At 72.5% G+C, this 21392-nt stretch carries 21 protein-coding genes; 15 read left to right on the top strand and 6 right to left on the bottom strand.

The genetic code is table 11. The features are described from left to right. Nucleotides 1–6: 6 nt before the first annotated feature. Nucleotides 7–933: an NAD(+) diphosphatase gene (gene nudC, locus ACYVPE_RS31475; RefSeq protein ID WP_461037173.1), complete on the top strand. Its 927-nt coding sequence runs from the start codon at nt 7–9 to the stop codon at nt 931–933. Between the two features lie 28 nt (nt 934–961). Here the strand turns inward: nudC and ACYVPE_RS31470 are convergent, their stop codons facing one another. Next, the gene (locus tag ACYVPE_RS31470) at nt 962–1234 is read right to left on the bottom strand and encodes a glutaredoxin domain-containing protein (RefSeq protein ID WP_461037172.1); all 273 of its coding nucleotides are present in this window, start codon (nt 1232–1234) and stop codon (nt 962–964) included. 146 nt (nt 1235–1380) lie between these two features. On the opposite strand from ACYVPE_RS31470, the gene ACYVPE_RS31465 reads away from it, so the two are divergent. The 4 genes from ACYVPE_RS31465 to ACYVPE_RS31450 all read left to right on the top strand — a co-directional run bounded on the left by ACYVPE_RS31465 (nt 1381) and on the right by ACYVPE_RS31450 (nt 4885). Further along, the gene (locus tag ACYVPE_RS31465; RefSeq protein WP_461037171.1) at nt 1381–3618 is read left to right on the top strand and encodes an ATP-dependent DNA helicase UvrD2; all 2238 of its coding nucleotides are present in this window, start codon (nt 1381–1383) and stop codon (nt 3616–3618) included. Nucleotides 3619–3772: 154 nt separating this feature from the next. Then, nucleotides 3773–4090: a hypothetical protein gene (locus ACYVPE_RS31460; RefSeq protein WP_461037170.1), complete on the top strand. Its 318-nt coding sequence runs from the start codon at nt 3773–3775 to the stop codon at nt 4088–4090. A gap of 124 nt (nt 4091–4214) precedes the next feature. After that, entirely contained in the window at nt 4215–4568 is a 354-nt protein-coding gene (locus ACYVPE_RS31455; protein WP_132821483.1) for a WhiB family transcriptional regulator, read from the top strand. Further along, complete coding sequence (locus ACYVPE_RS31450; protein WP_461037169.1) at nt 4565–4885, top strand: hypothetical protein; 321 nt, start codon at nt 4565–4567, stop codon at nt 4883–4885. The genes ACYVPE_RS31455 and ACYVPE_RS31450 overlap by 4 nt, the downstream gene beginning before the upstream one ends. 51 nt (nt 4886–4936) lie before the next feature. Here ACYVPE_RS31450 and ACYVPE_RS31445 read toward each other — a convergent pair whose 3' ends face one another. Together ACYVPE_RS31445 and ACYVPE_RS31440 are read right to left on the bottom strand one after the other, a co-directional pair. Next, on the bottom strand, nt 4937–6310 hold the full coding sequence (locus ACYVPE_RS31445) for an ABC1 kinase family protein (RefSeq protein WP_461037168.1): 1374 nt from the start codon (nt 6308–6310) through the stop codon (nt 4937–4939). Nucleotides 6311–6406: 96 nt separating this feature from the next. Then, nucleotides 6407–7495: a ThiF family adenylyltransferase gene (locus ACYVPE_RS31440; RefSeq protein WP_461037167.1), complete on the bottom strand. Its 1089-nt coding sequence runs from the start codon at nt 7493–7495 to the stop codon at nt 6407–6409. 224 nt (nt 7496–7719) lie between these two features. Here ACYVPE_RS31440 and ACYVPE_RS31435 point away from each other — a divergent pair, with 224 nt between their 5' ends. From ACYVPE_RS31435 to ACYVPE_RS31420, 4 genes are all read left to right on the top strand, one after another. Continuing rightward, nucleotides 7720–8292, top strand: coding sequence for a M48 metallopeptidase family protein (locus ACYVPE_RS31435; protein WP_461037179.1), 573 nt, complete (start codon nt 7720–7722; stop codon nt 8290–8292). 96 nt (nt 8293–8388) lie between these two features. Next, a complete protein-coding gene (locus tag ACYVPE_RS31430; protein WP_461037178.1) occupies nt 8389–10023 on the top strand; it encodes a TerD family protein in 1635 nt (544 codons plus the stop codon). Nucleotides 10024–10035: 12 nt separating this feature from the next. After that, nucleotides 10036–10710, top strand: a complete 675-nt coding sequence (locus ACYVPE_RS31425) for an AIM24 family protein (protein ID WP_461037166.1) — start codon at nt 10036–10038, stop codon at nt 10708–10710. Nucleotides 10711–10765: 55 nt separating this feature from the next. Next, a complete protein-coding gene (locus ACYVPE_RS31420; protein ID WP_461037165.1) occupies nt 10766–11521 on the top strand; it encodes an AIM24 family protein in 756 nt (251 codons plus the stop codon). 39 nt (nt 11522–11560) lie between these two features. Here ACYVPE_RS31420 and ACYVPE_RS31415 read toward each other — a convergent pair whose 3' ends face one another. Both ACYVPE_RS31415 and ACYVPE_RS31410 read right to left on the bottom strand, forming a co-directional pair. Further along, nucleotides 11561–12085, bottom strand: coding sequence for an NUDIX hydrolase (locus ACYVPE_RS31415; protein WP_461037164.1), 525 nt, complete (start codon nt 12083–12085; stop codon nt 11561–11563). Continuing rightward, complete coding sequence (locus ACYVPE_RS31410) at nt 12082–13539, bottom strand: zinc-dependent metalloprotease (protein ID WP_461037163.1); 1458 nt, start codon at nt 13537–13539, stop codon at nt 12082–12084. Before ACYVPE_RS31410 ends, ACYVPE_RS31415 begins: the two co-directional genes overlap by 4 nt. Nucleotides 13540–13674: 135 nt before the next feature. Between ACYVPE_RS31410 and ACYVPE_RS31405 the strand changes: the two genes are divergently transcribed. The 4 genes from ACYVPE_RS31405 (at nt 13675) to ACYVPE_RS31390 (ending at nt 16742) form a co-directional block, all read left to right on the top strand. Then, a complete protein-coding gene (locus tag ACYVPE_RS31405; protein ID WP_461037162.1) occupies nt 13675–14847 on the top strand; it encodes an NAD-dependent epimerase/dehydratase family protein in 1173 nt (390 codons plus the stop codon). A gap of 29 nt (nt 14848–14876) precedes the next feature. Then, nucleotides 14877–15341 carry a molybdenum cofactor biosynthesis protein MoaE gene (locus ACYVPE_RS31400; protein ID WP_461037161.1) on the top strand — a complete coding sequence of 155 codons (465 nt, stop codon included), beginning with the start codon at nt 14877–14879 and terminating at the stop codon, nt 15339–15341. A 110-nt stretch (nt 15342–15451) separates the two neighbouring features. Further along, nucleotides 15452–15625, top strand: coding sequence for a hypothetical protein (locus ACYVPE_RS31395; protein ID WP_461037160.1), 174 nt, complete (start codon nt 15452–15454; stop codon nt 15623–15625). Nucleotides 15626–15650: 25 nt separating this feature from the next. After that, nucleotides 15651–16742 (top strand): YlbL family protein, encoded by a 1092-nt coding sequence (locus ACYVPE_RS31390; RefSeq protein ID WP_461037159.1) that lies wholly within the window; start codon nt 15651–15653, stop codon nt 16740–16742. A gap of 36 nt (nt 16743–16778) precedes the next feature. Here ACYVPE_RS31390 and ACYVPE_RS31385 read toward each other — a convergent pair whose 3' ends face one another. Continuing rightward, on the bottom strand, nt 16779–17336 hold the full coding sequence (locus tag ACYVPE_RS31385) for a PPA1309 family protein (RefSeq protein ID WP_461037158.1): 558 nt from the start codon (nt 17334–17336) through the stop codon (nt 16779–16781). 152 nt (nt 17337–17488) lie between these two features. Here ACYVPE_RS31385 and ACYVPE_RS31380 point away from each other — a divergent pair, with 152 nt between their 5' ends. Then, on the top strand, nt 17489–20446 hold the full coding sequence (locus ACYVPE_RS31380; RefSeq protein WP_461037177.1) for a UPF0182 family membrane protein: 2958 nt from the start codon (nt 17489–17491) through the stop codon (nt 20444–20446). 335 nt (nt 20447–20781) lie between these two features. Beyond that, a partial coding sequence (locus tag ACYVPE_RS31375; protein ID WP_461037157.1) for an SEL1-like repeat protein occupies nt 20782–21392 on the top strand: 611 nt, incomplete at its 3' end.

The following is a 21392-nucleotide window of genomic DNA, read 5'->3' as shown; positions in this document are numbered from 1 at the left end:
CTGAGTATGCGTACCACCTCGGACAACGCTGTCCAGCCGATCCCGCTCACCGGCACGGGCGGCATCGACCGCGGCACCGGGCACCGCCTCGACGAGGCGTGGCTGGGCGCCGCCTGGAGTCATCCCACCACCAGGGTGTTCGTGGTCTCCGGCGGCCAGGCGCTGATCGAGGACACCGACGACGGGCGGACCGAGCTGGTCACCATGCCGTCGTTCGACGCCCCGCTCACCGAGGCCCACCGCTACTTCCTCGGCACCGACGGGGACGGCGTGCGCTACTTCGCCCTCCAGAAGGACTCGCTGCCCGGCCGGATGGACGAGGCGGCCAGGCCCGCCGGGCTCCGGGAGGCCGCCGCGCTGCTGTCGGAGCGGGACAACGAACTGCTGGTGCACGCCGTCGCCCTGGAGAACTGGCAGCGGCTGCACCGGTTCTGCTCGCGCTGCGGCGAGCGCACGGTGATCGCGGCGGCCGGCCACATCAGGCGCTGCCCGGCCTGCGGCGCCGAGCACTACCCGCGCACCGACCCGGCGGTGATCATGCTGGTGCTCGACGAGTCGGACCGGGCGCTGCTCGGCCGGCAGGTGCACTGGCCCGAGGGCCGCTTCTCGACGCTGGCCGGCTTCGTGGAGCCGGGGGAGTCGATCGAGGAGGCGGTGATACGCGAGGTCCACGAGGAGGCCGGGGTCGCGATCGGCGAGGTGTCGTACGTCGCGAGCCAGCCGTGGCCCTTCCCGTCCAGCCTGATGCTGGGCTTCGTGGCCCGCGCCACCTCGTCCGAGCTGCGGGTGGACGGCGAGGAGATCGAGGAGGCCCGCTGGTTCTCCCGGGACGACCTGCGGGCGGCCATGGAGTCCGGCGAGGTGCTGCCCCCGGCCGGGATCTCCATCGCCGCCCGCCTGATCGAGATGTGGTACGGCAAGCCGCTGACCTAGCCCCTGGCGGCCCGCCTGGTCACCGGGCTCAGTCGGCGACCGGCGCGCCGACCAGCGCCTCCTTCACCTGGGCCAGGGAGGGGTTGGTCATGGTGACCTCGGGGCCACCGGAGGCGGGCACCACGACGACCGTGGGCACCGTCTGGTTGCCGTTGTTGGCCTTCTCCACCAGGGCCACCGCGGTCGGGTCCTGCTCGATGTCGATCTCGGTGAACGCGATGCCCTCGCGGTCCAGCTGGCCCTTGAGCCGGCGGCAGTAACCGCACCACGGGGTGCTGTACATCGTCACGGTGCCCTGCATCGTCCTGCTCCTCGTCATGGCGTCGTGGTCGTCCCGATCGGGGGCCGATTCCTGGCTCCAGGACAACACGCGGGCCGGTACGACAAATTCCACGGGCTGTGGACAACCCGCCCCACGCGTCTCCGGGGACCTGGCAGCATGGCGGGGTGACATCAGCACCGCACGCCTCGCCCCTCCCCTCCGGATCCTTCCCCGCCGCGCCAGGCTCGCCCGACGCCGTGCTCGACGGGCTCGATCCGGAGCAGCGGGAGGTGGCCACCACGCTGCACGGGCCGGTGTGCGTGCTGGCCGGTGCCGGCACCGGGAAGACGCGGGCGATCACCCACCGCATCGCCTACGGGGTACTGGCCGGCGTCTACCAGCCGGCCACGGTGCTCGCCGTCACCTTCACCCAGCGGGCGGCGGGCGAGATGCGCGGCCGGCTGCGCCAGCTGGGCGCGGGCGGGGTGCAGGCCAGGACCTTCCACTCGGCGGCGCTGCGGCAGCTCCAGTACTTCTGGCCCAAGGCGGTGGGCGGGGAGCCGCCGCGGGTGGAGGAGCGGAAGATCCAGCTGGTCGCGGAGGCCGCCGCCAGGAACCGGGTCCGTCTTGAGCGGGCCGAGCTCCGCGAGGTCACCGGCGAGATCGAGTGGGCCAAGCTCACCCAGACCATCCCCGAGGAGTACCCGGCGGTGCTCGCCAAGGCCGGCCGCGAGGTGTCCGCCGACCCGGCCCAGATCAGCCGGATCTACGGCAGCTACGAGCGGCTCAAGCGAGACCGCGGCGTCATCGACTTCGAGGACGTGCTGCTGCTGACGGTCGGCATCCTCACCGACCGGCACGACATCGCGGAGACGGTGCGCCGCCAGTACCAGCACTTCGTGGTCGACGAGTACCAGGACGTCAGCCCGCTCCAGCAGCGGCTGCTCCAGCTGTGGCTGGGGGAGCGGGACAACCTGTGCGTCGTGGGGGACGCCAGCCAGACGATCTACTCCTTCACCGGCGCCACCCCCGAGCACCTGCTGAACTTCCGGCTCAGCCACCCGGAGGCCACCGTCGTCAAGCTCGTCCGGGACTACCGCTCCACGCCGCAGGTGGTCCACCTGGCCAACGGGCTGCTGGCCCAGGCGAAGGGGCGGGCCGCCGAGAACCGCCTGGAGCTGGTCTCGCAGCGGCCGGCCGGGCCTGAGCCGGTCTTCGCCGAGCACCCGGACGAGCCGGCCGAGGCCGAGGCCACCGCCAAGCGGATCAGGCAGCTGCTCGCCCCGGTCGAGGAGGGCGGCGGCGGGGTGCCGGCCAGCGAGATCGCCGTGCTCTTCCGGATCAACGCCCAGTCCGAGATCTACGAGCAGGCGCTCTCCGACGCCGGGGTGCCTTACCAGCTCAGGGGCGCCGAGCGGTTCTTCGAGCGGCCCGAGATCCGGCAGGCGGGGCTCGCCCTGCGCGGCGCCTCCCGGGCCGCGGGCAACGACCCGGCGCTGACCGAGGCGGCCGATGAGGGGCTCGGCGCACAGGTGGGCGCCGTGCTGGCCACCACCGGGTGGACGCCCACGCCGCCGGCCGGCTCGGGCGCCGTCCGCCAGCGGTGGGATTCGCTGAGTTCCCTGGTGCGGCTCGCCGAGGAGTTCGCCCGCGCCAGGCCGGGCGCCACCCTGCGGGACTTCGTGGCCGAGCTCGACGAGCGCGCCGCGGCCCAGCACGCCCCGACCGTGGAGGGCGTCACGCTGGCCTCGCTGCACACCGCCAAGGGCCTCGAATGGGACGCGGTGTTCCTCGTCGGCCTGACGGACGGGATGCTGCCGATCACCCACGCCAAGACGCCCGAGCAGGTGGAGGAGGAGCGCCGCCTCCTCTACGTGGGGGTCACCAGGGCCCGGCGAGACCTGACGATGTCCTGGGCGCTGTCCCGCTCGCCCGGCGGCCGGGCCTCCCGCCGGCCGAGCCGCTTCCTCGACGGGCTGCGGCCCGGCTCGAGCGCCTCCGCGAGGGCGGGCGCCGGTGGCGGCGGGGGCGTGGAGCGCGGCTCCGGCGCGCGCGGGCGCCGAGCGCGGGGGCCCGTCCTGTGCCGGGTGTGCGGGCGAACCCTGACGGAGGCGGCCGAAATCAAGCTCCGGCGCTGCGTGGACTGCCCCTCCACCATGGACGAGGAGCTGTTCGAGCGGCTGCGGGAGTGGCGCCTGGAGCGGGCCCGGGATCTGGGTCGCCCGCCGTACGCGGTGTTCACCGACGTCACGCTGATGGCGATCGCGGAGAACGTGCCGGGCTCCGAGCGCGAGTTGGGCAAGATCTCCGGGGTGGGGCCGCACAAGCTGCGCCAGTTCGGCCCCGACGTGCTGGCCATGTGCGCCGGTCAGCCGCTGCCGGAGGCCGAGGCGGAGACTTCCGAGGAATCCCCGGAAAAATAGTTTGCGCGCGCCGGAGTGGTGCGCATAGCGTGCTGCACACGGCGCCGGAGGAGTCTTCCGCTTCTCCCGGAGCCATGCTGTACTGAGCTGTACCGAAGTGCCCGTTGTGAGCAGCAGAGACTGCCCGTCGAGACGCCGGAAGGAGGCGAGTCCCGTGGCCAGCATCACCACCAAACTGATCGACCGCGAGTTCGTCGGCCTTCTCCTGGCTGATGGCGATGTCCGGCTGTCGGGCACCGGTCTGTCCGCTCGCGCCGCCGTGCGTCCGGCAGTCTCTGCCGCGATTCGCGAGGCCGCCGCCAGCGAGCGACCGATCCTGGCGCCCGCAGCGGTAGCGGTGAAGGCACACATGGGTGCCTATGTCACCGCCAATGCGGCCGGCGCCGGCAACCAGCTCTTCGGACAGCAGAAGACCCAGTTCCACACGATGTGGGCCCTCCGCGGGCTCGATCCCTGGAGTGATCCAGCCTGATCGGCGAGATCAGGTCGGCACCTACCAGGGCCGCGGAACCCACACCGGGATCCGCGGCCCTTCTGTTTTGCCTGCCAGTTCCGGCCACGAGCCGGAGACCGACCACGACGACGAGGAATCAACCGTGCCACTCGCGCCGTACGCCGCCCGACCTGATCTCACCTCACCACCCGATCCGGAGACCTCTGTGACCCCGCTGTACACGCTGAACGAGCTCGACGAGGCCATCGAGCGACTCGACGACAGCGTCCCCTGCCGCTCCTACGACCCCGAGGTGTTCTTCGCCGAGACCCCGGAGGACGTGGAGTACGCCAAGTCGCTGTGCGGGACCTGCCCGCTGCGCGAGGCCTGCCTGGCCGGCGCCAAGGACCGCCGTGAGCCCTGGGGGGTGTGGGGTGGCGAGCTGTTCGTCCAGGGCGTCGTGGTGCCCCGCAAGCGGCCCCGTGGTCGCCCCCGCAAGAACCCGGTCACGGCATGAGCGTCCAAGGCACCATCGGCCGGCCGGCAGCGTACGGCCCACGACGTGATCCCCACCCGAACCTCCCCACCGAAGAACCGGCGCCGGCCCGCTCGCCGCGCCAGAAGCTGAACAGGACCAGGAAGTTGCATCTCATCCCAGAAGCGCTCGCCCGCTCCCATATGGCGGAACGAGCCCGCGAAGCCGAGTCCCAACGCGCCGCCGACCGGTTGGCTCTCGCCAACCGGCTGGAGCGCAGGTCGCTCCGCCTCCAGCGCCGCGCGGAGCGCGCCTCACGGCGCGCCCGCCGGGCGCTGGCCCAGGCGGTAATGAGCTAGGACCCACACCAACCCGACCGAGCGGCCGGCCTGCCCCGAGACGAACTCGGGTCAGGCCGGCCGCTCCGCGTTCTCCACCGGCCGCTCCGCGGGCGGCTGGAAGCCCGGCAGCCCGGCGGCCAGCTCGTCCCGCATCCGCACCCGTGCCCCCAGCTGGCACAGCACGCCGATCGTGCTCAGCGTGACCCGGTGGATCAGCAGGTAGGAGGGCGGCAGGTTCAGCCGGCGCCCCAACTGGTGGGCCGCCGACCGCGGATCGGCGATCCTGGCCGCCTGCTCCCGCAGCCACTCCCGGCTGAACGCGAACTCCGCCACCCGCGCCGGCTCGATGATCGGCAGCACGTAGTCGAGGACCGCGCCCGGATCCAGCTCGATGGACGGCTTCACGAAGCCCTCCGCCACCAGCCGCGCGTACACCTCGTCGGCCTGCCCGTCGAGGGACATCCGCAGCGCCTCGCCGATCACCGGCGGCAGCCCGCCGGGCAGCCGGTTCACCGCGCCGAAGTCCATGACGCCGAGCCGCCACGAGGACACCGGCTCGCCCTCGGGGCCGGGCACCAGCCGGAAGTTGCCCGGGTGGGCGTCGGCGTGCAGCAGCCCGGTGCGCGCCGTGCCGGAGAAGAGGAAGCGCGCCAGCAGCTGCCCGGCCCGGTCCCGCTCCTCCTGACCGCCTTCGCCGATCACCCGGGACAGCGGGATCCCCGAGAGCCACTCGCTGACCAGCACCTGGTCCCGCTGGCACACCACGCCGGGCACCAGCACCCCGGGATCGCCCTGGAACTCCTCGGCGTAGGCCCGCTGCGCCGCCGCCTCCAGGGAGTAGTCGAGCTCCTCGGCGACCCGCTCCCGCAACTCCTCGATCAGCGGCTTGAGATCCATGCCGGGGATCAGCGGCCCAAGCAGCCGGGCGAACCTGCCCAGCTGGGTGAGGTCGGAGAGCAGCGCCTCGCCCGCGCCCGGGTACTGGATCTTGACGGCCACCTCGCGGCCGTCGTGCCAGACGGCCCGGTGCACCTGCCCGATCGAGGCGGCCGCCGCCGGCCGCTCGTCGAACTCGGTGAACAGCTCCCGCCAGTCGGGGCCGAGCCGCTCCGCGAGCACCGCCCGCACCGAGGCGGTCGGCATCGGCGGGGCCGCGTCCTGCAGCTTGGTCAGCGCGGCCCGATAGGGCCCGGCCACCGCCTCGGGCAGCGCCGACTCGAAGACCGAGAGGGCCTGGCCGAGCTTCATCGCGCCGCCCTTGAGCTCGCCGAGCACACTGAACAGCTGCTCGGCCGTGCGCTGTTGGAGCTCGCTGCCCACCAACTCGGCGGACCGCCCGCCGATCCGTTTCCCGAGCCCCCAGGTCGCCCGGCCGGCGAACGTCAGTGGCAGGGCGGCGAGCTTCGCGGTCCTGGTCACCGCCTTACGGGGTAGGTCAGACATGGCGTCCCCTCCAACTCCCCTATGTCACGCCCGGAACCAGGCGGTCGTCGCCCTTTTACCCAGCGATCGTGGCTACCCAGCCATTGTGGCCCCTGGTCACGGCGCACGGGCCGGCTGTGCGGCGGGACAGGGACACTCCGCGTGCGGCTCGACGGGATGGTCGGTCAGTGTCGGGCCCGGCAGCACCACCTCCGTGCGGGCGGCCGGGCCGCGCGGCGCCGTGCCGTCGAGGAAGCCGAGCGCCGCACAGGCCGCGAGACCGGCCACCGCCGTGGCCAGCGGCCCGTCGCAGGCGGGCACGCCGGCCGAGCGGGCGTTGCGCCACTGGCCCACGAGCAGCGGCCAGCCGGGCTCGGTGCGGGCCCGGCCGCGCAGCAGACACCCGGCGCAGCCCGTGGCGCCTGGCAGCACCAGCGGCCCCACGAAGCCGGTGGCCTCGAGCACTCCCGTGTAGAGGTGGGGGGTGCCGGCCGCGACCAGCTCCTCGGCCGCCGCCGGATCGGGTGCGTAGGCGGCGAGACCGTCACGGGGGGCGAAGATCACCAGCCGCGCGCCCGCCGGCTCACCCGGGCGCCCCGCCGCCCCGGAGGGCGCGCACCTGGCCCGACGCCACGGGGTCGCCGCCCGCAGCAGGCCGCGCGCCGCCACCGATCTCCGCTGCCCGACGTGCTCCGCGCGCAGCCCGCCCGCCGCGAGATCCACCGACTCCACCCGGCCGCCGTCCACCACCTCAACGCGCCCCACCCCGGCCTGTGCCAGCGCCAGGGCGACCGCGAACCCGACCCGCCCCGCGCCCCTGACCTGCACCCAGGCCCGCCGCCTGTCGAGCAGCCGCCGCAGCCCACCGCCGGGCTCCGGATCCAGCAGCGAGAGCGAGGCCAGATCCGGCCGCAGCGCGTCGGTGACCTCCGCCGCCGCCTCACGCTGGGCCGTCGCGTCGTCGAGCACGCCGGCCGCCGCCAGCTGCCTGGCCAGCCGGTCGGCCGCCGCCCGGCCGAGGCCGAGCGAGGCGGCGGACTCCCGCAGGGTGGGCAGCCCCCGGGTGCCGTCCAGCAGGGTCAGGAACATCTCCGTGGCCGTGTCCAGCGGGCCGAAGAGCACCGAGTGCGAGGGGGTGACTCCGTAGCGCACGGTGTGCTTGTCGCGCCAGCTGCGGCGGAGTGCGGGCTTGATCATGGGATGCATGGCGTCATGATGCGACCGGACAGAGGTCGCAGGTGTGATGTTTTCCACAGGAAGCAGAGATAGTCCTATAAATGGGGCGTTCCTGTGGACGGTTGACCCGGCCACCGCTCCGACCGGCTTCGACAGGCGGGACATATCCGGTTCGTACCGGGTAACGTCGAGGTGTGCCCGGCGAACCGCTGAACACCGCCGGCCCGCCGCAGCGCATCCCCTCGGCGGGCAGGATGGCGCTGGACACCCACCGGCCCGCGCGCGAACGCCCCCAGCCCGACCACGCCCACGACCGGGTCGAGGTGCGCCGCAGCTCGCGCCGGCGCCGCACGGTCTCCGCCTATCGCGAGGGCGACCGCACCATCGTGCTGATCCCCGCGCGGATGACCGTCGACGAGGAACGTCGCTGGGTCTCCGTGATGCTGGACAAGCTCGCGGCCCAGGAGGATCGTCGGATCATCGACGACGACGAGCTGGCGCGCCGCGCGGCCGAGCTCTCCGAGCGCTACCTCCAGGGCCACGCCCGGCCCGACAGCGTGCGCTGGGTCACCAACCAGAACTCCCGTTGGGGCTCCTGCACGCCGGCCCTCGGCAGCATCAGGCTCTCGCACCGACTCCAGGGCATGCCCGAGTACGTCGTCGACTACGTCCTGCTGCACGAGCTGGCCCACCTGCTGGTGCCTGGCCACGGCGCGGACTTCTGGCAGTTGCTCGACCACTACCCACGCACCGAGCGGGCCCGCGGGTTCCTGGAGGGCGTGGTCGCCGCGGAGCGCCTGCCGTACATCCCCTGGCTGCGGTCCTGATCTTTCCCCGGACACGACGCACCGTTGTCGGCGGCAGCGGTTACGCTGGCGACGCCGAAGGTTCGTGGTGTTCGGATGGGGGGATGGTCGTTCCGCATGGTGGCGCACTTCAAGCGTGGCCAGAAGGCCAGGCTCAGTGACCTGACGCTCGGCAGGGACCTGTACGTGGGCGTGCAGATATCCGGGCCAGGACTGGTCTTCGACATCAGTTGCTTCGGCCTCGACGCGAGCGAACAGCTCTCGGACGACAGCTACTTCATCTTCTACAACCAGCCGAAGTCGCCCGAGGAGTCGCTGCAACTCCTGGGCGCGCAGGCCGGTGACACCGAGTCGTTCCGGATCACGCTCGACCGGGTGCCGGAGTCGATCCACCGGCTCACCTTCACCGCGACGATCGACGGCGACGGCACGATGGCGCAGGTCGCGCCCGGCTGTCTGCGGATCGTGGCGGGCGGCGAGGAGGTCGTCAGGTACGCCTTCGACGGCTCGGAGTTCAGCACCGAGCGGGCCGTGATGCTGGGGGACTTCTACCGCAAGGACGGCTGGCGCTTCGCCGCCGTCGGCCAGGGCTTCGACGGCGGCCTCGCCGCGCTGCTGGCGCACTTCGGCGGCGAGGTCGAGGAGGAAGAGCCGGCCGCGACTCCGCCGGCGCCGGCCGGCGCACCGCCGGCCTTCGCGGTCCCGGCGGCCGGAGCCGGATCCCAGGCGCCTCCGGCGCCTGGGCAGGGCGGCGGGTTCGCCCCACCGCCGGTTCCGCCTGGCGGCGGGTTCGCCCCGCCGCCGGGGGCGCAGCCCGCTGGCGCGGGTGCGCCCCCGGCCTTCGCCGGCCCGCAGGGCGGTGTGGCGGGGCAACCGCCGGCCGCGGCACCGCCGTTCGGTTCGGCGCCGCAGGCGCCAGGGTTGAGTGGTTTCGCCCCGCCGCCGGCGCCGCCCTTCGCTGGTCATCCCGGCCAGTTGGGCGGGGGGTTCCCGGCGCTGCCGGGGGCCGTGCCCGGTGGCGGATACGCCGCGCCGCCAGGCGCGGGCGCGCCAGCGCAGTTCGCGCCGGGCGGTGTCGGCGCCGCGGGGTCGTTGACCGGGGTGCTCGAAGCCTTCCGCGGGGTCAGCGACGGCCGTCGCTGGAGCCAGCAGAACCCGCAGCTGATCCGCGTCGACCTGACGCACGGCGGCGGGCAGCCCGTGTTGGCCAGGCAGGGCAGCATGGTCCTTTACCACGGCGACGTCGACTTCGGTTACAAGAGCCAGGGGCTCATGGGCCGGATGACCCGGTGGGCCACCGGCGAGGGCATGCCCTCGCTGATGCGCTGCACCGGCAACGGCCAGGTCTATCTGGCCGAGGAGGCCGTCCGGCTGCACCCCGTGGAGCTCCAGGGCGACGCCATCGTCGTCGCCTCGCAACACGTGCTGGCCTTCGACGAGACCCTGGAACCCGAGGTGCGCAGGATCGACGGCCACGGCATCCCCGGCGGCTCGCTGTTCGCGCTCCAGTTCCAGGGCCACGGCACCGTCGTCATCACCACCCACGGCGAGCCCCTGGTGCTCCCCGTCACACCGATGACCTTCGCCGACGCCAACGCGATCGTCGCCTGGTCGGCCGGCGCGCAGGTGCTGGTGGCCAACCAGGTCCGGCTCCGTCGCCACGCCTACCCGGGGCACTCGGGCGAGACCACCCAACTCCAGTTCCGCGGCGCCCCGGGGAACTTCGCCATCGTCCAGCCCTACGAGATCTGACGGGAGCCCGTGATGGACCAGCGCATGATCGCGGGATACGCCCCGACCGCCCCCGCCGCCCGGATGGGGAACCACGGGCCGACCATCGCCCGGATCGCCATGCAGTCCGGCAACGACCTGTTCGCCAGGACGGGTTCGATGATCGCCTACGAGGGCTTCATCCAGTACGAGTCCAACCCGGCGGCCCTCGGCCAGGCCATCGCGGGCCGGCTCTCCGGCGAGAGCGTCCCGCTGATGAAGTGCTTCGGCGACGGCCTGCTCTATCTGGCCGACTACGGCGCCAACGTGGTCTGCCTCCCCCTCCAGAACGACAACCTGTCCGTCAACGCCACCAACGTCCTCGCCTTCGACGCCCACCTGGAGTGGGGCGTGCAACGGGTCAGGGGCATCGCCAAGTTCGCCGGACAGGGCCTCTTCAACATCGGGATATCGGGCACCGGTTGGGTGGCCGTCACCAGTCGGGGCACGCCGGTGGTCGTCGACTGCGCCCAGGCAGGCGAGACCTTCGTCGACCCCGACGCCCTGGTCGCCTGGTCCACCGGCCTGGAGGTCAGCGGCAAGCGCAGCTTCAAGGCCAGTTCGCTGCTCGGCAGGGGCAGCGGCGAGGCCTACCAACTGGCCTTCTCGGGGCAGGGGTTCGTGGTGGTCCAGCCCAGCGAGGACAGCACCGAGCGGCTCGGCCAGTAGCCGCCGGCAGCCGAGGACACAGGACGAGCCAGGAACACAGGGGGACACCGGCGTCATGCAGAGCCCGATCTTCAACCACACCGTCAACCAGACCGAGGAGCGCTTCGCCCCGCAGGGCGCCCACCTGGTCCGGGTCAACCTCTCCCGGGGCGGCGACGTGCTCGCCAGGACCGGCAGCATGGTCGCCTTCGAGGGCATGGTCGAGTTCGACGGCGAGCACCAGTCCCTCCACCAGCAGCACAGCCAGTGGGCCACCGGCGAGGCGCTGCCGCTGATGCGCTGCTTCGGCCAGGGCGCCGTCTACCTGGCCAACCTCGCCCAGCACGTGCACGTGTTGGACGTCGACCACGAGGGGCTGACCGTCGACAGCTCCTATGTGCTCGCGCTCGACGCCCACCTCCACTGGGAGGTCGTCGCCGTCGAGAGCCAGTACGGCATCGCCGGCGCCGGCGCGTACAACCTGGTCATCGGCGGCCAGGGCAAGGTCGCCATCACCACCTCGGGCTCCCCGCTGGTGATGCGGGTCTCCCCCGACCGCTACGTCAGCGCCGACGCCGACGCGGTGGTGGCCTGGTCCTCCTCGCTGCGGGTGCAGATGCAGGCCCAGACCAGCAACCGGTCGGTCTGGCGGCGCCGGGGCAACACCGGCGAGAGCTGGGAGCTCAGCTTCATGGGCGACGGCCACGTGGTGGTGCAGCCGAGCGAGTTGCTGCCGCCCGCGCACACCTCGTTCGGCGAGCAGGTCGGCGGCCAGTTCAACCAGGGCGGCACCCCTGGGCTGCACCAGGGCGGCGCCTGGGGTCCGCGGTAGCGCACCGACGCCCCCGGGCCGGCGCCGCCCGCCCGCCCGTCACAGCAGCGCGCGGGCCCGCTCCATCAGCCGGACGACCGACGGGTCGGCCACCGCCGGCACCTCGGCGTACGGGAACCAGCGCAGGTCGAGCGACTCCTCGCTGATCACCGCCCGGGCGCCGGCCGGCGCCACCGCCGCGTACTGCACGTCCAGGTGGACGGCGCACGGCGTGCGGTGCCGGTCCAGGCCGGCGGGCTCCGGCAGCAGCCGAAGCCCCTCGATGCCCGACTCCTCCGTGGCCTCGCGCAGCGCGGCCCCGGCCAGCGTGGAGTCCGTCGGCTCGCAGTGGCCGCCGGTCTGCAGCCAGGCGCCGATCTTGGGGTGCAGGGTGAGCAGCACCCGGCCCTCGGCCGGGTCGATCACCAGCGCGCTCGCCGTGAGGTGGCCGGCCGCGCAGGCCCGCCACATCCCGTCGGAGTGGGCCACCAGATGCCGGCCGTAGTCCGCCCGAAGCTCCTCCTGCGCCGCGTCGGGCGCCGACCACCCGCGCAGCACGCGGGTGGCGTCCTCGTGCAGGCTCACTCGCTCCGGCCGCCCTCGCCCTTGCCGTCGTCGTCCTTGCCCTTGTCGCCCTTGCTCTCGTCGTCCTTGCCCCGGCTCTCGTCGCCCTTCTCCAGGCGCGGGCCGCCGCCCTCGCCCGCCGCGTCGCCGAGCATCCGGTCGAGCTCGGAGAAGTCGAGCTGCTCGCGGTGCACGAAGCCGTCCGGGTCGTCCAGGTCGGCGGCGGTGGGCAGCATGTCGGGGTGCGCCCACAGCGCGTCCCGCCCCTGGGCGCCGCGGGCGTCCGTGAGCGAGGCCCACAGCCGGGCCGCGTCCCGCAGCCGGCGCGGCCGCAGTTCGAGCCCGATCAGCGTGGCGAACGTCTGCTCGGCCGGCCCGCCGGTGGCCCGGCGCCGCCGCAGCGTCTCCCGCAGGGCGGCGGCCGACGGCAGGTGCGGCTCGGCGGCCGCGAACACCACCGCGTCCACCCAGCCCTCCACCAGCGCCAGCGCCGTCTCGAGACGGGCCAGCGCCGCCTTCTGCTGCGGCGTGTCTTCCGGCTGGAAGAGCCCCTGCTGAAGCTTCTCCTGCATCTCCTCGGGACGCGACGGGTCGAGCTGGCCGACCAGGTCCTCCAGCTTGCCGGTGTCCACCTGGATGCCCCGCGCATAGCCGTCCACCGCGCCGAACAGGTGCGACCGCAGCCACGGCACATGCGCGAAGAGCCGCTGGTGGGCCGCCTCGCGCAGCGCCAGATACAGCCTGACCTCCTCCTGCGGCACCCCGAGGCCGGCGCCGAACGCCGCCACGTTCTGCGGGAGCAGCGCGGCCTTGCCGGCCGGGCCGAGCGGCAGCCCGATGTCCGTCGAGCCCACCACCTCGCCGGCCAGCACGCCCACGGCCTGCCCGATCTGGGTGCCGAACATGGCCCCGCCCATCGAGCGCATCATGCCGAGCAGCGGCCCGGCCATCGCCTGCATCTCCTCGGGCATCACGTCGCCCATGGCCGCGCCGACCCGCTCGGCCACCGGGTCCACCAGCTCCCGCCAGACCGGCAGCGTGGCCTCCACCCACTCGGCGCGGCTCCAGGCCACCGTCGAGCCGGAGCCGGACGGCAGCGAGGTGACCCCGTCGAGCCAGAGATCGGCCAGCCTGACGGCCTCCTCGACCCTGGCGCGCTCCGGCGACGACACGCTCTCGTCCTTCGAGCCGTCCTGCGCGCCCTGCGCCACCGTCTGCCGGGCCACGGACCTGGCCAGCTCCCAGTTCACCGGGCCGCCCTCGTACGACAGCATCTGGCCGAGCTGCTGGAACGCCGCCCCCAGATCCTGCGGGTTCATCTGGCCGCCGGCGCCCATCGAGCCGAACAGCGCGGCGAGCGGGTTGTCAGCGGGCCCCTGCCCACGACCACCCGGCCCCTCGTTGCCACGCTTCTTGCCGGATTCACCATCATCCGGCTCCTCGGGGAGGCCGAATCCGAAGGGAAAGTCACTCACGGGAATCCTCGGCTCTGTGTGTCGGACGGAACCAACGTGGCTGCCCGATCGCTGGTCTCTGCCTCCAGCCTAGACACCTCTCAGGCAGGATGGGCGTGCGCACGTCGTACCTGAAACAACCACTGGAGAAGTCCTGTGAGTTCCCCGGAGCCAGCCGTTCGCGCAGCGCGAAACGGCTCAGCGGCCCCGCTGACCGTCGCCGTCACCGGAGCCGCAAGCGGGGTCGGCGCCCTCCTCACGGAGCGGCTGCTGGCCGCGGACGAGGTCAAGCGGGTGCTCGCCCTCGACGAGCGCATCGGCGAGGCCAGAGGCGCCGAGTGGCACACTCTGGACGTCCGCGACCCGGCCATCGCCGAGCTGCTGCGCACCTCGGGCGCCGCCCGCGGCTCGCTGCGCCACGACGGCGCCCGCGACCGCGACCGGGAGACCACCTCGGGCCCGGTGGACGTGGTGGTGCACCTCGCCCTCGACCTCGACCTGGAGTCCGACCCGGACGCCCGCACCGCCTACAACGTGCGCGGCGCCCAGACCGTGCTCACCGCCGCCGCGGCGGCCGGCGTGCGGCGCGTCATCCTGTGCACCTCGGCCATGGTCTACGGCGCGCTGCCCGACAACGACGTGCCGCTGGCCGAGGACGCCGAACTGCGCGCCACGGCCGACGCCACCTGCGTCGGCGACCTGCTGGAGATCGAGCGCCTGGCGCGCCGCGCGCCGCGCGCCCACCCCGGGCTCAACGTCACGGTGCTGCGCCCGGCCGTCCTGGTCGGCGGCACGGACACCGCCCTCACCCGCTACTTCGAGTCGCCCCGGCTGCTCGTGGTCGCCGGCTCCCGGCCCCGCTGGCAGTTCTGCCACGTCGACGACCTGGTCAGCGCCCTGGAGTTCGCGGTCCTCGACAAGGTGGAAGGCGAGCTCGCGGTGGGCTGCGACGGCTGGCTCGAGCAGGAGGAGGTCGAGCAGCTGACCGGCATCCGCCGCATGGAGCTGCCGCCCTCGGTGGCGCTCGGCGCGGCCGCCAGGCTGCACCGGCTCGGCCTCACCCCGTCCCCGGCGGGCGACCTCGCCTACACCATGCACCCGTGGGTGGTCGGCGGAAGCAAGCTGCACGAGGCGGGCTGGCGGCCCGGCTGGAGCAACGAGGAGGTGCTCGCCGAGCTGCTCAACGAGGTCGCCGGCCGGCACACGGTGGCCGGCCGGCGGCTCGGCAGGAAGGACGCCGCCACGACGCTGGGCGCCGCGGGCGCCACGGTGGCCCTGGTGGGCACGGCGGCCCTGGTCAGGCGGGCCAGGCGCAGCCGGCGTCGTTGAGCGGGTGTGCGATGGGGCAGCATGTGTCCATGACTGGTCCCACGACGCACCCGCAGCGCACCGAGCAGATCCAGCTGCTCGCGATCCGTGACACCCCGCTCTCCGTGGACGAGGTCTTCGCCGCGGTGGGCCACGACCGGGCCGGCGGCACCGCGTTGTTCGTCGGCACGGTCCGGGACCACGACGGGGCCGCCAAGGGGCCGGCGGTCACCGCACTGGCCTACTCGGCGCACCCCAGCGCGGAGGCCGAGCTGCGTCGGGTCGCCGAGAAGATCGTCGCGGACTTCCCGGTGGAGGCGCTGGCCGCGGTGCACCGGGTCGGCGACCTCGACGTCGGAGACCTCGCGGTGATCGTGGCCGTCGCCTGCCCGCACCGCGGCGAGGCGTTCGACGCCGCGCGCCGGCTGATCGACGACCTCAAGCGGGAGGTCCCGATCTGGAAGCACCAGTCCTTCGCGGACGGCACCCAGGAGTGGGTGGGGGCCTGCGCGTAGGTCAGGTCCTGCCGGATTTCAAGAAATGATCAAGCTCACTACTCCGGTTGCGTAACTCGTTCCCACGACCGAGCGTTGGTGGTACGTCCGCCGGAGGTGGGAGGTAGGTCATGGCGGTTCTCGTGTGGCTGCTGATTCCCGTCGCAGGCGCGCTGGTGGCCGGGCTCTGGAGCACGTGGGCCACCCGTCGCACGGTCAACCACCGGGGCGTGCGGGACAAGGCGGGGGTGCGCGGCTACGAGGCGTTCCGGGCCGCCATGGAGCGGGCCCCGGCGGACGGCTGACAGAGCCGTCACGTACTGTCAAGGCATGCCACGCCGCACCGCGACGCTGCTGACGTCGATCCTGCTGCTGATAGGGCTGCTCTGCGCCGGGGTCCTCATCAACGTGCCCTACGCGGAGATGTCGCCCGGTCCCACGGTCAACACGCTCGGGGACCACGACGGCGAGCCGGTGCTCAACATCGAGGGCCACGAGACGTACGAGACCTCGGGCAACCTCAACATGACGACCGTCCGCGTCACCGGCGTCGACTACCGGATGAACCTGCTGGAGGCGACCGCCGGCTGGCTGGCGGCGGACGCGGCGGTGGTGCCATACCGCACGCTCTACCCGCAGCACGTCTCGGCCGACCAGGTCGAGCAGCAGAACGCGGAGGAGTTCTCGGCGTCCCAGGAGAGCGCCAAGGTGGCGGCGCTGGAGGCCATCGGCTACGACATCCCGGCGCAGACCATCGTCGCCGCGGTGGTCAAGGACAGCCCCTCCGAGGGGCGGCTGCACGCCGGGGACGCGATCGTGGCGGTGGACGGCACCAAGATCACCGAGCCGGGGCAGGTCGCCGAGCTGGTCACCGAGCACCAGGCGGGCGAGGACGTGGTCTTCACGATCGTGCCGGCCGACCGGGCCCAGGAGGCCCAGGAGGCGGGCGAGGAGCTGCCGTCCGAGACCGAGGACGTCACCATCACCACCGCCTCGGCCGACGACGACCAGCGGGCGATCGTCGGCATCCAGGCCGGCGTCACCCACACCTTCCCGTTCACGATCGACATCAAGCTGGCGGACGTCGGCGGCCCGAGCGCCGGGCTGATGTTCGCGCTCGGCCTCATCGACCGGCTCACCCCCGACGACCTGACGGGCGGCGCCTTCGTGGCCGGCACCGGCACCATCGACGACCAGGGCCGGGTCGGGCAGATCGGCGGCGTCTCGATGAAGGTCATCGCGGCCAGGGAGGCCGGCGCCGAGTACTTCCTCACCCCGGAGAACAACTGCGCGGCCGCCGCCGACAACCGGCCCGACGGGCTGACGCTGGTGAGCGTCGCCACGATCGACGACGCGCTGGCCGCGCTCGAGGACATCAGGGCGGACCGCACCGACGACCTCCCGCTCTGCCCGGCGGACTGACCACCGAGCAGAACGGCCTGAGGGGCGGGCCAGGCCCTACACCTCGAAGGTGGCGGCCAGCGCCGCGGCCAGGCCCGGCACGAGGTCGGGGCCGGTGAGCACGTCCTGCGCCGAGTCCTTCTCACGCATCCGCAGCGCGGACTCGCGCCGCCCGTCCCGCAGCACGGCCACGGTCATCCTGACCTCCTGCCGGTCCGGGTGTGCGGCGACCCAGTCGGCGAGCGCGGCGTCCGAGAGCCCCTCGGGCAGCGCCTCCTCGGCCGACGGCGGCAGCATCAGCCGCTCGACCGCGAGCGCGCAGCCGGCCACCTGCTCGGGCCAGGCGATGGTGGCGAGGAACTCGTCGAGCGGCACCCCTGGCGGCAACTCGTCCTGTTCCACGGGGGTCAGGGGGCTGTCGCCGCCGAGGTCGAGCTGTTCGGCGAGCGCCGGCTCCTCGGCCCGCAGTCGTTCCGTGTCGACCAGCGCGAACAGCAGCGCCGGGCGGTCCCAGCCAAGCCCCGCGACATAGTCGTCGATTTCGAGCACCGCCCTGGTGAGCGGATCGGCGGCCGGCGCTGCGGCCCTGGGTACGTCGGGGGTCGTGTTGTCCATGGGCCCTATCGTGCCGTCTCATACCCCGAAATCGGGAACCGAGTAAAGCTTGAGTAAGTTAGTCCGAGTGGGCCGCACGATGTCCGATGGGGGGTTGTTCGGCCCGACAACGACCGCAGCGATTCTTTGAGGTGCGCACCTTGGCTTTCCAGATGCCGGACCGGGGCTCGGGCCGTGGTCCCAACGGTCCGAACGGGCCCCGGGGTCCGAGAGGCCCCGGCGGCCCGCGGTTCAGCGTCGGACGTCCTTCCAGAGGCGCCAGGAGCCTGTTGATCACGGCGGCGATTCTGGCCGGACTGGCCATTCTCTTCGCCATGTTCGCCGGATTCTGGACGAACTGGCTCTGGTATGACTCCGTGGGATACACCAGCGTGTATCGCACGGAGCTGCTGACCAGGGTCCTGATGTTCGTCGCCTTCGGCCTCGTGATGGCGCTCGTCGTCGGCTTCAACATCTGGCTGGCGCACCGGCTTCGGCCGCCGCTGAGCGCCATGTCGATGGAACAGCAGAATCTCGATCGTTATCGAATGGGTATCGCCCCCTTCAAGAGGTGGGTGCTGATCGGCATTTCGCTGGTGATCGGTCTGATCGCCGGCGGTTCGGCCTCCGGCCAGTGGCGCACCTGGCTGCAGTGGGTGAACGGGAAGTCGTTCGGCGTCGAAGATCCCCAGTTCCACCGGGATGTCTCGTTCTACGCCTTTGACTATCCCTTCTATCGATTTGTCCTGGGCTTCGCGTTCGCGGTGATCGTGCTCTCGCTGATCGCGGCCGCGTTGACCCACTACCTCTACGGCGGCGTGCGGCTGACCACGCCTGGCAGCCGGATCACCCAGGCGGCCACCGGGCACCTGTCGGTGCTGCTGGGCCTCTTCGTGGCGCTCAAGGCCGTCGCGTACTGGCTCGACCGCTACGGGCTCGCGCTCAAGGGCGGCGACCTCCGCAACGCCGAGGGCTGGACGGGCCTGCGGTACGTGGACGCCAACGCCTACCTGCCGGCCAAAACGATTCTGACGATCATCGCGGCCATCTGCGCGGTGCTGTTCTTCGCCGCCGTGTGGCGGCGCGGCTGGCAGCTGCCGGTGATCGGGCTCGGCCTGATGGTGCTGTCCGCGGTGCTGATCGGCGGCGTCTACCCGGCGCTGGTCCAGCAGTTCCAGGTCCGGCCGAACGAGCAGGCCCGCGAGACCCCGTACATCGCGAAGCACATGGACGCCACGAAGGACGCGTACGACATCGCGGACGCCAGGATCGAGGACTACTCGGGCGTGAGCGACGCGGATCCCGAGACCCTGCGCAACGCGGTGACCGCCACGGCCAGCATCCGGCTGCTCGACCCGAGCGTGGTCTCGCCGACGTTCCAGCAGATCCAGCAGGTCCGTGGCTACTACCAGTTCCCCGGCACGCTGGACGTCGACCGGTACCCGATCGGCCAGGACGGCGCCGAGCAGGACACCGTGATCGGCCTGCGCGAGATGAACGTCAACATGATCCCCGAGCGGAACTGGATCAACGAACACTTCCGCTACACCCACGGCTTCGGCGTGGTCTCCGCCAGCGGCACCAACGTGCCGGGCAACGGCCAGCCGGACTTCACCGAGCGCGACCTGCCGCCCACCGGCGAGCTGAGCGACCTCGGCGAGTACGAGCCGCGGATCTACTTCGGCGAGTACACCACCCAGTACTCCATCGTCGGCGGCCCGCAGCAGGAGATCGACTACGCCGGCGAGGACGGCGAGGTCGAGTACAGCTACACAGGCGACGCCGGCGTCGGCCTCGACAACTACTTCGTCCGCGCCGCCTACGCGCTGACCATGGGCGAGCCGCAGATCCTCTACTCCGGCGCCATCGGCGACGGATCGCGGATCCTCTACAACCGCACCCCCAAGGAGCGGGTGGAGGCGGTGGCCCCCTGGCTCACCATCGACGGCGACCCGTATCCGGCGGTGGTGGACGGCCGGGTGCTGTGGATCGTGGACGCGTACACCACGTCCAACGGCTATCCGTACTCGTCGCGCACCACCCTCGGTGACGTCACCGAGACCTCGCTGACCGAGACCCAGGGCGACGTGATCGCCCAGGAGAACCAGGTCAACTACATCCGGAACTCGGTGAAGGCCACCGTCGACGCCTACTCGGGCGAGGTGGAGCTCTACGAGTGGGACGAGCAGGACCCGGTCCTCCAGACCTGGCGCAGCGCGTTCCCCGACACCGTGCACGACCGGGACGAGATCAGCGACGACCTGCTCGGCCACCTCAGGTACCCGCAGGACCTGTTCAAGGTCCAGCGCGACCTGCTCCAGCGCTACCACGTGGACAGCGCCGACCAGTTCTACAGCGGTTCCGAGCGCTGGCAGGTGCCGGACGACCCGACCCAGCAGGGCCAGTCGGTGCCGCCGTACTACCTGAGCATGCGGATGCCCGACCAGGACAGCCAGGTCTTCTCGCTGACCACGACGTTCACGCCACAGGGCAGAGAGACGTTGTCGGCCTACATGGCCGTCGAGGCGGACGCGAGATCCGACGACTACGGCACCATGCGGGTGCTCACCCTGCCGTCCAACACGACGGTCTGGGGCCCACAACAGGTGCAGTCCAGGTTCAACTCCGATCCGGACATCGCCAACGAGATCAACATCCTCCAACGCGGCGACTCCGAGGTGGAGTACGGCAACCTGCTGACGGTGCCGCTGGAGGGCGGGCTGCTCTACGTCGAGCCGGTCTACGTGCAGGGCGCCAGCACCGAGTACCCGCTGCTGCGGCGGGTCCTGGTCACCTACGGCGAGGAGACCGCGTTCGAGGACACCCTGGGCGAGGCGCTGGACCAGGTGTTCGGCGTGACCGAGTCCGGCGAGGAGCCACCGCCCCAGGAGGAACCGGGCGAGGGCGAGGGTGAGGAGCCACTGCCGGACGAGGGCGAGGAGCCGCCGCCCGCCGACGCCACGTTGGAGGAGGCCATCGACGAGGCCACCCAGGCGTGGCAGGACAGTCAGGAAGCCTTCGAGGCGGGCGACTGGGGCGCCTACGCCGAGGCCCAGGAGCGGCTCGAGGAGGCCTTCGGCCGAATCGAGGAGCTCGAAGGGGGCCAGCCGGCGGAGGAGCCGTCCGAGTGACGGGCGACAACTGATGAGGGGCCGGGAGACGGTGACGTCTCCCGGCCCCTCGTGTCGTCTCCCACCTCGGCCTTCACCAATGCCGTCCAGCGCGGCCACAGTTCACACCCGTCACCTCGTCAACCTTGCGCATAAGTTCGGCGGTTGCCGCTGGTGCTTGGTGACCTGCTCTGACAGTGTCGAACGGCATACTGCGTGACGTCCCAGGACAACTCCCTGCCCGCGAAGGCGTTTGGGGGTTTCCATGTCGGGAAGTCGATAAACCGCTGAAGTGACTTCACTGGCTGCGGTATACCAGGTGTACGCAGGTTTCAGGTGGTGCGACTATGGACCTTATGGGGGACAACGCGAGGTTCGAGAGCAGTCGTGCGGCTGCGCGCGAGGGCGCGCGGCTGTTGCGCCTGGGCGATCTGGACCACGCCGAGACGCCGCTGCGCATCGCGGCGGCGGATGGGGAGCGGTCCGCGGCCAACAATCTGGGGGTCCTGCTGTACCAGTCGGGGCGCGTCGACGAGGCGGCCGAGTGGTGGCGCACGGCCGCCGTCGCCGGTTCCGCGCCCGCCGCCCACGCGCTCGGCCGGCACCACCGCGAGCGCGGCGACGAGGCGGCCGCCGAGTACTGGCTGCGGCAGGCGGCCGAGTCCGGGCACGCCTCAGGCGCGTACGCCCTGGCCGACCTCCTCGACCACCGGGGCGTGCCGGACGCCGACACGTGGTTCCGTGCCGCCGCCGAGCGCGGCCACCGCGAGGCCGCCTACCGGTACGCCTGCCTGCTGGCCAGGCGCGACGCCACGGCGGCCGAGGGCTGGTTCCGGCAGGCCGCGGCCCGCGGCCACCGGCGCGCGGCGCTGCGGCTCGGCTCGTCGCTGGAGCGGCGCGGCGACCTGGCCGAGGCCGGCCGCCGGGCCCGCGAGGTCGCCGAGGCCGGCGACCCGCGCGCCGCGAG

The sequence above is a fragment of the Streptomyces mayteni genome, from assembly GCF_054783955.1.
The sequence above is the reverse complement of the archived record's forward strand: the minus strand, read 5'-3'. Positions and strand labels throughout refer to the sequence as shown.

Bases quoted from the DNA above. Each gene is read 5' to 3' on its own strand.
- nudC (WP_461037173.1), top strand. From the start codon at position 7: ATGCGTACCACCTCGGACAACGCTGTCCAGCCGATCCCGCTCACCGGC.
- ACYVPE_RS31470 (WP_461037172.1), bottom strand. From the start codon at position 1,234: ATGCAGGGCACCGTGACGATGTACAGCACCCCGTGGTGCGGTTACTGC.
- ACYVPE_RS31450 (WP_461037169.1), top strand. From the start codon at position 4,565: ATGAGCGTCCAAGGCACCATCGGCCGGCCGGCAGCGTACGGCCCACGA.
- ACYVPE_RS31445 (WP_461037168.1), bottom strand. From the start codon at position 6,310: ATGTCTGACCTACCCCGTAAGGCGGTGACCAGGACCGCGAAGCTCGCC.
- ACYVPE_RS31440 (WP_461037167.1), bottom strand. From the start codon at position 7,495: ATGCATCCCATGATCAAGCCCGCACTCCGCCGCAGCTGGCGCGACAAG.
- ACYVPE_RS31435 (WP_461037179.1), top strand. From the start codon at position 7,720: ATGGCGCTGGACACCCACCGGCCCGCGCGCGAACGCCCCCAGCCCGAC.
- ACYVPE_RS31430 (WP_461037178.1), top strand. From the start codon at position 8,389: ATGGTGGCGCACTTCAAGCGTGGCCAGAAGGCCAGGCTCAGTGACCTG.
- ACYVPE_RS31425 (WP_461037166.1), top strand. From the start codon at position 10,036: ATGGACCAGCGCATGATCGCGGGATACGCCCCGACCGCCCCCGCCGCC.
- ACYVPE_RS31420 (WP_461037165.1), top strand. From the start codon at position 10,766: ATGCAGAGCCCGATCTTCAACCACACCGTCAACCAGACCGAGGAGCGC.
- ACYVPE_RS31400 (WP_461037161.1), top strand. From the start codon at position 14,877: ATGACTGGTCCCACGACGCACCCGCAGCGCACCGAGCAGATCCAGCTG.
- ACYVPE_RS31395 (WP_461037160.1), top strand. From the start codon at position 15,452: ATGGCGGTTCTCGTGTGGCTGCTGATTCCCGTCGCAGGCGCGCTGGTG.
- ACYVPE_RS31390 (WP_461037159.1), top strand. From the start codon at position 15,651: ATGCCACGCCGCACCGCGACGCTGCTGACGTCGATCCTGCTGCTGATA.
- ACYVPE_RS31385 (WP_461037158.1), bottom strand. From the start codon at position 17,336: ATGGACAACACGACCCCCGACGTACCCAGGGCCGCAGCGCCGGCCGCC.
- ACYVPE_RS31380 (WP_461037177.1), top strand. From the start codon at position 17,489: ATGCCGGACCGGGGCTCGGGCCGTGGTCCCAACGGTCCGAACGGGCCC.